Source organism: Psychrobacter sp. FDAARGOS_221, assembly GCF_002313155.2.
Classification (GTDB): Bacteria; Pseudomonadota; Gammaproteobacteria; order Pseudomonadales; family Moraxellaceae; genus Psychrobacter.
The window spans coordinates 868,853-882,070 of sequence record NZ_NWFK02000001.1 but is presented as its reverse complement, the minus strand read 5'-3'; the positions used below and the strand labels follow the sequence as shown (position 1 = coordinate 882,070).

The 13,218-nt window shown below is 42.1% G+C and carries 11 protein-coding genes; 4 read left to right on the top strand and 7 right to left on the bottom strand.

The window, feature by feature from the left end; genetic code table 11:
• The first annotated feature begins 275 nt into the window (after positions 1-275).
• Positions 276-1,421: a carboxynorspermidine decarboxylase gene (gene nspC / locus A6J60_RS03660; protein WP_096064781.1), complete on the top strand. Its 1,146-nt coding sequence runs from the start codon at positions 276-278 to the stop codon at positions 1,419-1,421.
• Between the two features lie 217 nt (positions 1,422-1,638).
• Entirely contained in the window at positions 1,639-2,901 is a 1,263-nt protein-coding gene (locus A6J60_RS03655) for a saccharopine dehydrogenase family protein (RefSeq protein ID WP_096064780.1), read from the top strand.
• A 136-nt stretch (positions 2,902-3,037) separates the two neighbouring features.
• Here the strand turns inward: A6J60_RS03655 and A6J60_RS03650 are convergent, their stop codons facing one another.
• Positions 3,038-3,400, bottom strand: a complete 363-nt coding sequence (locus A6J60_RS03650) for a hypothetical protein (RefSeq protein WP_096064779.1) — start codon at positions 3,398-3,400, stop codon at positions 3,038-3,040.
• Between the two features lie 214 nt (positions 3,401-3,614).
• The gene (locus A6J60_RS03645) at positions 3,615-4,712 is read right to left on the bottom strand and encodes a pyridoxal phosphate-dependent aminotransferase (protein ID WP_096064778.1); all 1,098 of its coding nucleotides are present in this window, start codon (positions 4,710-4,712) and stop codon (positions 3,615-3,617) included.
• A 492-nt stretch (positions 4,713-5,204) separates the two neighbouring features.
• Here A6J60_RS03645 and A6J60_RS13615 point away from each other — a divergent pair, with 492 nt between their 5' ends.
• Together A6J60_RS13615 and A6J60_RS13610 are read left to right on the top strand one after the other, a co-directional pair.
• Positions 5,205-5,408 (top strand): hypothetical protein, encoded by a 204-nt coding sequence (locus A6J60_RS13615; RefSeq protein WP_264755564.1) that lies wholly within the window; start codon positions 5,205-5,207, stop codon positions 5,406-5,408.
• A 51-nt stretch (positions 5,409-5,459) separates the two neighbouring features.
• On the top strand, positions 5,460-5,759 hold the full coding sequence (locus A6J60_RS13610; protein ID WP_264755563.1) for a DUF302 domain-containing protein: 300 nt from the start codon (positions 5,460-5,462) through the stop codon (positions 5,757-5,759).
• A 142-nt stretch (positions 5,760-5,901) separates the two neighbouring features.
• Here A6J60_RS13610 and A6J60_RS03635 read toward each other — a convergent pair whose 3' ends face one another.
• From A6J60_RS03635 to metG, 5 genes are all read right to left on the bottom strand, one after another.
• Complete coding sequence (locus tag A6J60_RS03635) at positions 5,902-6,696, bottom strand: ABC transporter ATP-binding protein (RefSeq protein WP_096064777.1); 795 nt, start codon at positions 6,694-6,696, stop codon at positions 5,902-5,904.
• Positions 6,697-6,807: 111 nt separating this feature from the next.
• Entirely contained in the window at positions 6,808-7,701 is an 894-nt protein-coding gene (locus tag A6J60_RS03630) for an ABC transporter permease (RefSeq protein ID WP_096064776.1), read from the bottom strand.
• Positions 7,702-8,040: 339 nt separating this feature from the next.
• Positions 8,041-9,057, bottom strand: coding sequence for an ABC transporter substrate-binding protein (locus A6J60_RS03625; RefSeq protein WP_096064775.1), 1,017 nt, complete (start codon positions 9,055-9,057; stop codon positions 8,041-8,043).
• A gap of 321 nt (positions 9,058-9,378) precedes the next feature.
• Positions 9,379-10,374: an ABC transporter substrate-binding protein gene (locus tag A6J60_RS03620; RefSeq protein ID WP_096066454.1), complete on the bottom strand. Its 996-nt coding sequence runs from the start codon at positions 10,372-10,374 to the stop codon at positions 9,379-9,381.
• 354 nt (positions 10,375-10,728) lie between these two features.
• Positions 10,729-12,837, bottom strand: coding sequence for a methionine--tRNA ligase (metG, locus tag A6J60_RS03615; protein WP_096064774.1), 2,109 nt, complete (start codon positions 12,835-12,837; stop codon positions 10,729-10,731).
• Between the last annotated feature and the right edge of the window lie 381 nt (positions 12,838-13,218).

Here is a 13,218-nt window from a genome sequence, read left to right as displayed (position 1 = left end):
TAGATTTGTCTGGTTTATCTTTTATCTTATTTAGCGTTTGTTTTATTTAGAGTTTATCTTATTTAGCTTTTGTTTGATTCAACTATTTTGGCTAGTTAGCTTTAATCGCTTAGCTATTGAAATACTCAAAAATGTGATGGCTTAAAGCTCAGCTTATAGGCGCCACTAAAATCATCTTTAGCATCAAAAATTGCTTGAATTTTGACTGAAGGCTACCCATAATCGCAGGGTCAAAAAACCTGTTTGCCTTATTACTCACTGCCTAGGAATGGTCTATGCTAAAAACACCGTATTACCAAATTGATATCCCTGCCTTAAAGCAAAACCTTGAGATTGTTAAACAGCTGTGTGATTTATCTGGTGCAAAAGCGTTGTTGGCACTTAAGTGCTTTGCCACTTGGGGCGTGTTTGATGAGATGGCGCCTTATTTGCATGGCACCACATCGTCCTCACTGAATGAGGTGCGCTTGGGCAAAGAAGAGTTTGGTGATGGGTCAGATAAAGAAACGCATGCTTATAGTGTGGCCTATAGCCCTGATGAAATTGATGACGTATTAACCTACGCTGACAAGATTATCTTTAACTCTTTTAATCAGTTACATGCGTTCAAAGATCAAGCTACGGCAAAAGGTGTGCCGGTTGGTTTGCGTATTAATCCAAAAACCAGCAACTCATCTTTTATTATTGCTGATCCCGCCCGTCCTTTTAGTCGTCTAGGCGAGCATGACATTAACAAAATAAAACCTGTTATTGACCACATCACCGGCGTGATGATTCATAATAACTGTGAGAACGAAAGCTTTGAGGCCTTTAGTGCCAGTCTTGATGACATTGAAAACAAGTTTGGTGATCTGTTTCATCAACTTGAATGGGTCAGCTTAGGCGGCGGTATTCACTTTATTGCACCAGACTATCCGCTTGAAAAATTAGCACAGCGCTTAAAAGACTTTAGTGAAAAATACCGGGTGCAAGTGTATCTAGAGCCGGGTGAAGCCTGTATTCATAACGCTGCCAAACTGGTAACCACAGTATTAGATACTTTGCACAACGGTAAGCCGTTGGCCGTAGTTGATGCGTCAATCGAAGCGCACATGCTGGATTTGTTAATCTATCGTGAAACTGCTCCGCTGGTTCAAATCAATGATGACAACTGTCATATGACATCGCAAGAGACCGATGACAGCACCATTATTTATGGTAAATCATGTCTGGCAGGCGATATCTTCGGTGAGTATGCGCTAGATAAGCCATTGGCTATTGGTGATAAAGTGGCGTTTGGTAACGCAGCGGGTTATACCATGGTTAAGAAAAACTGGTTCAATGGGGTAGCGATGCCAGCGATTGTTATTTGTGACGAGCAAGGCGAGCTTAAGGTTCAAAAAACCTTTGGCTATGACGACTTTAAGGCCAGCCTGTCTTAAGCTAACTTTTTTTATTAACCTAAATTGTCATCTAATTTTTGTATATTTTACAGTATCAAAGCTCGCATAATGGAGCATTTAACTTTATAATTGCGGGCTTTTTTAACATCTTATTCGGGTGCGTGGGTTTTCCTAATTCTTCCTTTTTAATTCACGCACAACATTCACGGCGTCACTTGTCTAGAAATAAGCTGACCCACTAAGGAGGATTTTTAGAGTGACTACTCAAGCTTCAAAACGTAATGTATTGATCATAGGCGCAGGCGGTGTTGCGCAAGTGGTTGCCCATAAATGTGCGATGCACAATGATGTATTGGGCGAGATTCATATTGCTTCTCGTACCAAAGCCAAATGTGATGCCATTGCTGAAAGCGTTAAAGAAAAAGGTAGCTTTAAGCAACCTGCGACTTTGCATACCCATGCCATCGATGCGATGGACTCAGCAGCAGTAGCTGAGTTAATCAAACAAACAGACACCCAAATTGTGATTAATGTGGGTTCTGCTTTCGTCAATATGACCGTTCTTGAAGCCTGTATCGATACCGGTGTGGCTTATATTGACACTGCTATTCATGAAGATCCTCGCAAGATTTGTGAGACCCCGCCTTGGTATGGCAACTACGAGTGGAAGCGCAAACAGCGCTGTGCCGATAATAATGTAACCGCCATTTTAGGTGCTGGTTTTGATCCCGGTGTGGTTAATGCGTACGCGCGCGTTGGTTACGATATGATGGATAAAGGCTCGGTAACCGATATTGATATTATCGATATTAATGCCGGCAGCCATGGCAAGTACTTTGCTACCAACTTTGACCCAGAGATTAATTTCCGTGAATTTACCGGTACCGTATACTCTTGGCAAAACAGCCAGTGGCAGTCAAACAAAATGTTTGAAGTCAAACGTACTGATGATTTACCTGTGGTTGGTGAGCAAAACAGCTACCTAAGTGGTCATGACGAAATCCACTCGTTATCAGCGAACTTAGATGTACCCAACATTCGTTTCTGGATGGGCTTTGGTGATCATTACATCAATGTGTTTACCGTATTACAAAGCTTAGGCTTATTATCTGAGCAGCCAGTCATTACTGCCGAAGGTCAAGAAGTGGTACCACTGAAAGTAGTGAAAGCTGTGCTACCAGACCCAAGCTCATTGGCACCAAACTACACCGGTAAAACCTGTATTGGTGACAAAGTTAAAGGTAAGATTAACGGGGTAGACACTGAAGTATTTATCTACAACGTATCAGATCACAAAGAAGCCTATAACGAAGTCGGTAGTCAAGGTATCTCTTATACTGCTGGCGTCCCTCCTGTCGCAGCTGCTATTTTAGTGGCCACTGGTGAGTGGGACGTGGGTCATATGGCAAACGTTGAAGAGCTGGATGTGAAGCCATTTATCAATCTACTTAACAAAATCGGCCTGCCAACCCGTATTCAAGATGATCAAGGCGATCGTGCTTTAGAGTTTGATATCTAATTCTTGTTTAAACATTAAATAGCTTCGACAAATATAGACTGCAATAAAAAAAGCCTAACAATAATTGTTAGGCTTTTTTTGTGCTTAGCGTTAAGCAAGATGCTGTTGAGTATTGAGTACAGTTTATGGGGTCAGGTTAATTATATTCAGTACACTTGATATCTTGGTCACGACAGAACATCTCATCAAACTCTCTTAAGCATTGCTTTTTGACATCGAAACGTGCGCGACCTCTATTGGTGTTCTCTGTACGATACTGATGGGTAAAGGCGCTTAGCGTACAGGCATGAATTGACTTATCTGCCTCATCTTGCGGCTTGTCTTCCTTTTTAGGCTTGTTATTATCAGTTTGAACACTGATAATCACCGGCACAGAAATCGGTGTTGGTGGTCCGCTAACATCGATATCGCCAGTATTAGGCGATATGGTACAGGCAGAGAGCATAGTGGCCACAATTATAGTCACCGCTGATATGACGCCAAACAAAGAATCCTTCATCAATAATATACTCCAAGCAGGGGATTAGTCTAAGTAGCTCGTATGTTTAGCGCCAGCCTTAGATATGCCAGTATAGCTATAACCTGACAGTGCTTAAGCAACGAGACAGTAGTGTGGCTGCGAAATATACACCTAAAATTTTTTCAGCGCAATAAAAAAATGAACAAATGTTGAAAAAGTTGAACAGTTTTTTTTTGTCTCGTTTTTGCAGCTGCTACAGCCAGTTTTTATCACGAAAAAGCTTTAAGGTAGTCACAAACTTCTGCATTTGCTCTGGTGTACCCAGTGATACTCGGTTATAACCCCTAATTGGTAAGAACTCTCGACCAACCAAGATATTATGCTCAGCCATACGTGACTGATAGAGTGGCACCTCGGTGGTTATCTCATGCAGCACAAAGCAGGCCTGGCTGTCCAAATAACGTAACCCTAACTCGTCCAATGCATTCTCGACAATAAGACGGGCCTCATTGTTTGATTGTAAGGCATAATCTCGAAACTCGGTGTCATCTAACGCTGCACTGGCGGCAAGCGCGCCGGCTAGATTGGTGTTATCAAGCGACATAAAAGATTCTAGCGACTTGACGGTTAATGCGTTGGAAATGGCATAGCCAACACGCAGTCCAGCCATGGCATAAAGCTTGGAGAAAGTCCGAGTAACGATAATATTATCTGAGAGTTGTTGCTTGATTAAGTCGATACCACTGGTGAAGCCTGGGTCTCTAACATAATCGCCATAGGCCTCATCTAATAAGAAGTAGTGATTATCAGGTGCGTCTTTAATACACTTTTGCAGTTTCTTAGACTTAATAATGGTTGAGGTTGGGTTATTTGGATTGACCAGATAAAACAGACTAATGCCATCAAATTTATCCGCAATACATTGCATGGTCTCAAGGTCTATCGCAAAATCATCACTGATTAAAGGCACTCTCACGACTGGAATATTGAGCAAGCTGGCGTATAGTTCAGCAAAATGGAAAGTTGGCGTGGGGATAATGACCTGAAACTTTAAGCCTTGACTGAGTGCTTTAGTATTTAGCATCTGTACAACTGAGCGAATATTTTCACTAGAACCATTACCCATAGAGATTTGGCTTTCGGTGACATTGTGTCGTGTGGCTAGTTTCGAGATTAGCTTGCGTCGGTATTCATCAGGGTAACGAAAAGCCAGATTGATATGATCGGCAATGGCTTGCTTGGCACTAGGCGGCATCCCTAAGGCATTTTCATTGAAATTTAATCTTAAAACATCACTGGGTAGGGCAATGCCCTTATGGTTGATAGCGGCTAATGGGGCTTTCTTTATCATACTTAAATCCTTTTAATAATATGATAGCTAATTTGGAAAACTATTTGTTATACCTCTACAAACAAATGTTTATACTTTAGGATAGACATATTTCTTCGCTGACGCAATGATTGTCGGTAAGTTTATGGTTATTTTTATTAAATTAATCCTGTTTTGACAGCCCTGAGCGCCGGTTTTGATAAAGAACCGCTGTGTTTGCCTAAATAGCACTAACAGGTTAAGGCTTAAAGTCTAGAATACGACAAGAATTGATGAATAGAATAGATTGAGTAAGTAAGTAGGAATAGCAGTCAGCCCAATCAAGATGCCAGATACTTAAGCACTTAAATTAAAACATTGAGCACGATAATTGCATAATAGTTGAATCAGAAACCTGTGATACAATCTAAGCTATTGTTTAATAATAAAATATTTTAATAATAAATTGGCTAACAAAAATAGTTAGTAAAAGCGATTAAACCCCCAAACAGATTTAAAAAAGAAGGGTATGTCATGAGTACAAATTTAAATAAGGGGCTGACACTATTTTCGGTATGCGCAGCAACTATACTGCTAACAGCCTGCCAGGGAGTGGATAAGTCTAGTGGCTCCATTCAAACGGTGAGTAAACAATTAAGTCAGGGTCAGCAATTTATGCTTGAGCCAAATACATTAGACTTAAACAGTAGCAAAGTAAAAACCGTATCTAGTCGTTAGGACTTTGAGCAAACAGTCGCGCGTCTAAAATCAGCAATTAGTAGCATAAATATGACTCTGTTTGCAGAGATTGATCATACCCAAGCGGCTCATGATGTTGGCTTACAGATGCAGCCAGCAACCGTGTTAATATTCGGTCACCCTAAGGCAGGCACGCCACTGATGAAGAAGGATCCAACCTTTGCTTTACAGTTGCCGTTAAAGATATTGATTACCGAAGTTGATAATAAGGTTTTGGTAAGCTTTAATGATACTCGCGAGCTTATCAGGGGCAGCAACATTCAATACATTGATGTTGAAAACAGTTTGGCCGCTGCCGAGAAACTGATTAGCAATACAGTCACGCAGTAGCTCTGAGTAACTGTCAAAAGAGTAACCCTCCAATATAGTCATTAAACTGGTCGCGTTAAAAAAGCTCATCCTATCAAGGGTGAGCTTTTTAATAGTTAACATATTTAATCGCAAAAATAAGCGAATAAGTGAAGGGCAGTGGTTAGCTTAAAATTAAGCTGTCATCCTCAACTTTTTCACCACGGGTGCGCTCGAACATATCGAGTAAGTCATGCACATCCATGCCTTTACGCTCATCTCCTGCCACATCAAGTACGACCTGACCTTGGTGTAACATCACAGTGCGATCACCATGGGTCAGTGCCTGCTGCATTGAATGGGTGACCATCATGGTGGTTAGATTATTATCATGCACAATCTTATCAGTCAGCTCTAACACGAAAGCAGCGGTTTTAGGATCTAGTGCAGCAGTGTGCTCATCCAGCAGTAAGATTTTTGACGGTTGTAATGAGGCCATTAGCAAGCTAACCGCCTGACGCTGACCACCTGATAACAATCCCATTCTATCGGTAAGACGGTTTTCAAGACCCAGCTTTAAGATAGACAGCTTTTCACGGAACAGTTCACGGTTTTCATTATTGAGCGCAAACTTTAAACCACGTCTGCCGCCTCGTTTGAAGGCCAGTGCTAAGTTCTCTTCAATGGTCAGGGCTTCACAAGTACCCGCCATAGGGTCTTGGAAAACACGGGCAACCCAATGCGCTCTTTTGTGTGCGCTCTTTTTGGTAACATCCATACCGTTCAATAAGATAGAGCCACTATCAACGCGTATGGTGCCACTAACTGCATTCAAAAAGGTAGATTTCCCCGCGCCATTTGTTCCAATGACGGTCACAAACTCACCTTCAGCGATGTTTAAGCTAATGCCACGTAGCGCAGGGTTTTCAATTGGCGTACCACGGTTAAAGGTTAACCGTAGGTCATTGGCTTCCATCATATGGCGATATCCTTACGTATTAGCATATTACGAGCTTTGCTATAATTTATTGTGCTGATTTTTATAAAATCCATTATCAAGATCAATCCAAAAACTCAGCGGTTAGGTCATTTAATTGCGGCCGGATAACAGCTTTGATTTTATCGAAGGCAGCTGTAGAGCAATCACTACTAATAGTGCAGTAATTAAGTTTAGATCTTGAGAGCCGAAACCAATACTGCGTAGGGTGCTGCTTGATAAAGCGACTTGGATAAACAGCTTGTAAATCACAGCACCTAAGATAACCGCAAAAGTAATCAACCAAATGCGTTTGGCCGGAATAATGGTCTCGCCAATAATAACCGCTGCCAAACCGATAACAATGGTACCAATACCAATAGAGATATCAGCACTACCTTGAGTCTGAACGAACAGCGCACCGCCTAAAGCAATCAAGGCGTTCGAAATGGCCATACCAACCACAGTCATGACAGAGGTATTGATACCTTGTGCCTGTGCCATGCGTAGGTTAGAGCCAGTAGCACGCATCGACAACCCTGCCTCTGTGGAGAAGAACCAGTCGAGTATCAGCTTAGCAATGATGACCACCGCACCAATAATTAAACAGCGCATCCAAGAACCATTTTCATTGGTTACCAGATCACTAAAGACTGTTTGCTCTCCCAATAAAGGCAGGTTAGGGGCGCCCATAATACGCAGGTTAACTGAGTATAAGGCAACCATCACCAAGATACTGGCCAACAGCTGTAAAATACCTAATTTAACATGCAACCAAGCGGTTACCATACCCGCAACAGCACCGGCAAGCATACCAAGACCGCAGGCTATCCATGGATCAATACCAGAAATAATGGAAATACCAGCGACAGCACCACCTAAGGGGAAGCTACCATCGGCAGTCAAATCTGGAAAGTCTAGGGTACGAAATGAAAGTAGCACACCAAGAGCGACTAGCGCATAGATAAGACCACTTTCAAGGGCACCAAAAAAAGCAATGAGAGACATAAGAGATTAAGACACCGCTATGTATAGGGCATGCTGCTTGCTGCTTAGACTTTAGCGACAGGTTTTAACAGGTAGTGAGTTAAAACTGTGACCAAAGACCAAAAAAACAAGTAGGGCACCAACGTGTATTTAACAGATAAAGATCTGCAGCTCAAGGTAACCATGGCGTTGTTGTATTCGTTGAATAAATGCTCATAACCAATAATAATCATTAAGACTGCTACGCACTAATAACGCTACGAACAACTGGCTGTGTTAAAAACTATTTTAGCAAATAACTAAAAGTTAAGCATCACAAAAGATAGCCTGCATATATTTAACTTTTAGTTTTATCAGTATTTATTCTAAGACTTCTTTAGCGTCATCGATTAACGCTTGAGGAAGCTCAATACCTTGCTCAGAAGCATGACTTTTGCTGACATAAAGGTCTAATTCTTGTGGTGTGTACACAGGAATCGTGCCTGGTGCTTCACCATTTAAGATACGCACGACCAGTTTACCTGTCTCGCGACCAAGCGCATGGTAGTTCACGCCTAATGCGGCAATAGCGCCACGTTCAACAGAGTCAGTATCAGAAGCAATTAAAGGCACTTTGCTTTCTTTTGCTACTTGATATAGTGACTCATAAGCAGATACGACGTTGTTATCGGTTGATGAGTAAATTACGTCTACTTTATCAGCGATACTGCGTGCTGCCATAGCGATATCATTACTCTTTTGCGCAGGTGCAGAGTGCACTTTAATGCCCATAGGTGTTAGCTGTGCTTCTAGATTTTTTAACACAATGGTAGAGTTAACTTCGCCTGGGCTATAGACATAACCGACATTTTTCAGATCAGGAATGATTTGCTTCATTAAGTCGATTTGTGGTGCATATGGTAGCGCATCAGAAGCACCGGTTACGTTAGAGCCTGAACCATCGAGTGAGTTTAGTAGTTTTGCTTCAACTGGGTCAGTAACGGCTGAGAATACCAATGGAATAGTGTTGGTAGCAGCGGCTACAGATTGTGCTGATGGGGTCGCAATGGCAACGATCACATCTGGGTTCTCACCAACGAACTGCTTGGCAATTTGGCCGGCAGTAGCGGTGTTACCTTGAGCGCTTTGGAAGTTAATCTTAAGGTTTTCACCTTCTTTAAAGCCTTCAGCAGCTAATTCTTCAATAACACCAGCGCGTACCGCATCTAAAGCCGGATGCTCAACAATGGCAGTAATCGCCACATTTTTCACATCGGCATCAGCAGCTTGGGTAGTGGTGTCTGCATTATCTGCATCTGGTTTATTACAGCCGGTTAAGACAGCGGCAGCAACGCCGCCCCACATTAAGGTTGTTACTAGGCGATTTGAGTTAAACATTGATTTCTCCTAAAAAATGTTATCTATCCACTATTATTTTGATAACCAGTTACTGTTGTATTGATTATAGACCTATAAAATTGATTTATAAATCAACTATTTAAATAAATTTCTCGGTGTGTTACGTGTCTAATATTGTTTGTGATTTCCTTTTCTTGTGATTGATTTCCTTATGCTTCGTCCTTATAAGACCTTCTACACCTTTAAAATGCTGGGACGATAACACTTTTATTGAACCGTAAAACTACTGAACCATAATCACTAAACCAATTGGCTAAGCTAGTAAGTGTTGCTATCGGCTTAGCATTATTACGGGTTTAATCAGTGGCTAGGCTCGGTCTCATCAACATTAATAGCATCTGCTATTATTGAAGGATCTAAAGTTACGCCTTGTGCTTTAGCATGCTTAGGGCTGACATACAGTGTCAGCTTATTCATAACTTCTGGCTTAATGTCAGTAATGGCTTCACCATTTAACACACGATATACCATCTTCCCTGTGGTACGACCAAAGTCATAATCGTTCACACCCAGTGCAGCAGTGGCGCCACGGCGAACACTAAATTCATCTGAAGTAATAACTGGAATGCCCATTTCATTGGCTGCGCCAGCCATGGCTTCAAAAGCGGTGATTACGTTATTATCTAATGAGGTATAAATGACGTCAGCACGACCTTGCAAGCTGCGTGCCGCCATCGCCACATCATTAGGACGGTTAGCAGTGACATCTAAGATTTCAAGGCCGCGGGCAGGTGCGGCATCTTGTAGCTGTTTTAATACCACTACAGAGTTGGCTTCACCTGGGCTATAGACATAGCCGATGGTCTTAGCATCAGGGACGATTTTTTGAATAAGATCTAGTGGCGGATCGATAGGTAATTGACTAGATAGCCCTGTGATATTGGACTGAATAGGTACATCGTTTTGGTCAATTAGTTTGGCGGCTACAGGATCTGAAATGGCGGTATAAATAACTGGAATCGTTGTGGTTGAAGCAACTACGGTTTGTGCTGATGGGGTCGAAATAGCTACGATTGCGTCAGGCACATCACCAGCGAACTGCTTAGCAATTTGACCCGCTGTGGCCGTGTTGCCTTGCGCGCTTTGGAAGTTGACGGTTAAGTTTTGCCCTTCAACATAGTCCTGTTCGGCTAGCTCATCAACAATGCCGCGTCGAATATCATCTAAAGAAGGATGCTCGACAATCTGAGTGATTGCTAGGGTTTTGGCTTGTTTTTCACTACTGGCTGCTTGCTCTGTTGTGTCATCAGCTGGCTTATCACCACAAGCGGTTAGCGCTGCTAAGCTTACGCCCATGCTTAAGGTCAGCAAACCTCGCCATAGCTTAGGTTTATGAGTGTTATTTGCATTAGGCAAATTCACCTTGTTTTGAGCCATGTGTTGTTGATTATTAAGTACTGACGAGGATGCCGCATTTGCGGTAAAAAGATTTGGCAGCATAAGGTTAACTATTCCATGAAAGTTTAACAGTGTAAGACTATATTACAATAATGTAACACAAGTGGGAAATAAAAAAAGAGGGTCGCTTAAGATAAAAGCCGATGCTGTTATAACATCGGCTTTTAACGACCCGTTTTATCAACGAGTTTGGTACATAATGGCTCAATAAATAGCTAATATTGATTGCTATACAGTGAGCGATGCAAAAAATTATGCAAGTTTATCACCAACTTGGCAGTCGTCAGGTAGGGTGATGACAACCAAGCCAGTTTTTGGATCACCAGAGGATAAAATCATACCTTCTGACACCCCAAACTTCATTTTACTAGGGGCAAGGTTAGTGACACAGATGACCTTTTTATTGGTTAATTGTTCAGGCTCATAAAACTTACGGATACCGCTAAACACGTTAATTGGCTGGTCTTTACCGATATCTAACGTAAATTGTAGTAGCTTATCAGCGCCTTCAACATAGTTGCACTCAAGCACATGCGCCACAGTCATCTCAACTTTCATAAAGTCATCGAACTCGATGGTGTCAGTAGCGGTGTCCGCTTTTTTGCTGTCTGACTTTTTATCTTTCTTATCAGCGCCAGCAGCAGTGCTATTTTTAGCATTGCCGGTCGCTGCGGCTAGGTCTTGTTTAGACTCTTCAATTAAGGCATCGATTTGAGATTGTTCAATGCGCTGCATTAAAGGCTTAAACTTATTGATTTTGTGATTCAATAGTAGCTGGTTGCGACTGCTAAAGCTTAAGTCATCGATGTTTAAGAAAGCTTTGGCGTTATCAGTCAGCTCAGGTAGTACCGGTGCAAGATAAACCATCAATTGACGGAAGATGTTAATGGCGACAGAGCACACATCTTGTACTTCTTGCTCAGTGCCTTCTTCTTTGGCCATTGCCCAAGGTTTTTTGCTATCGATGTATTCGTTGGCCTTATCTGCACACTGCATGATTAAACGCATCGCACGGCTAAACTCACGGTTTTCGTAAGCAGTAGCGATGTCTTCACCAGTACGCATGATATCGTTTAATAGCTCAGGCTCAGCGCAATTCTCTGACAGCATACCGTCATATTTTTTGACGATAAAGCCAGCACTACGACTGGCGATGTTCACCACTTTACCGACCATGTCTGAGTTTACTTTTTGCATAAAGTCGCCAAAGTCTAGATTAATATCTTCTACTTTTTCAGACAGTTTGCTAGCAAAGTAGTAACGCAAGTATTCAGGCTGCAGATGCTTCACAAAGGTTTCTGCTTGAATAAAGGTGCCACGTGACTTACTCATCTTATCGCCATTGACCATCAAGAAGCCGTGGGCGAATACACCGGTCGGAGTTCTAAACTCACTGCCGGCAAGCATTGCTGGCCAGAATAGGGCATGGAAATAGACGATGTCTTTACCAATAAAGTGATACAGCTCGGTTTTGTGCTGATTTTCTTGCAGCCAGTAATCATCAAAGTTAAGCTCTGGCTTTAATGGATCGGTAGAGCCTTGGCGCTGCTGACATAAGTTCTTAAAGCTGGCCATATAGCCGACAGGCGCATCCAGCCAAACATAAAAGTATTTGTCAGGCTCACCCTCTGGTGTGTCTGGAATCTTAAACCCAAAGTAAGGCGCATCACGTGAGATATCCCACTTAGCCAAGCCTGCTTCGAACCACTCTTGTAGCTTATTCGATACAGATGGCTGTAGGCGATCTTTATCCTTAGTCCACTGCTGCAAAAACTGCTCAAACTCTGGCAGGTTAAAGAAGTAATGCTTTGAGGTTTTTAAAACAGGAGTCGCACCCGATAAAGTAGAGTATGGGTTTTTAAGTTCAGTGGCATTATAAGTGGTGCCACATACTTCACAGTTATCACCATATTGGTCTTCTGCGCCACACTCTGGGCATTCGCCTTTAACAAAGCGGTCGGCTAAAAATAGATTTTTTTCAGGATCAAATAGCTGCTCAACATCTTTGGTTGAGATATGACCTTCGCTATTTAAGCGGCGATAGATTAGCTCTGAGAACTCACGGTTTTCTTCTGAATGAGTTGAATAGTAGTTATCAAAACCAATTAAGAATTTGCTGAAATCAGCCTCATGAGAGGCTTTAACGTTGGCGATTTGCTCTTCTGGGGTAATGCCATTGGCTTCCGCCTTTAGCATGATGGCCGTACCATGTGCATCATCGGCGCAAACGTAGGTCACTTGGTGGCCTTGCGCTTTCATCGCCCGCACCCAAATGTCGGTTTGAATATACTCGACAAGATGTCCTAAGTGAATGGGGCCATTGGCATAGGGGAGGGCACTGGTTACAAGAATTTGACGCACAAAATCACCTATTTAGTTTGTTAGTTTTGAAGTTGTTAGGATGCAGTAAGTACTGGCGAAAAGAAATTGCCGAAAATTGTGTGTCTATGATACCGCAAATGGCATAAAAATGGGAAATTCCTGTTGTTTAAATGTCGTCGATACAGGATGAAAGTTAGGTTTCGGCTCTTGAGTTAACCCAGCAGGTTGTTTAATAGCTAATCACTAATCAGTAGATTGGTATGGCGAGCTGTCTCATACGTACGGCAGTATAAAACCAGATTGATAGAGTTTTTTGTTAACCAACCTATTTCGGTTTACAGATGTACATGCTATTATTTTTAGCCGACCTATTATCAAAATTAGCTGCCAACAGCATTAGTAGGCATGATGAGTAAGATT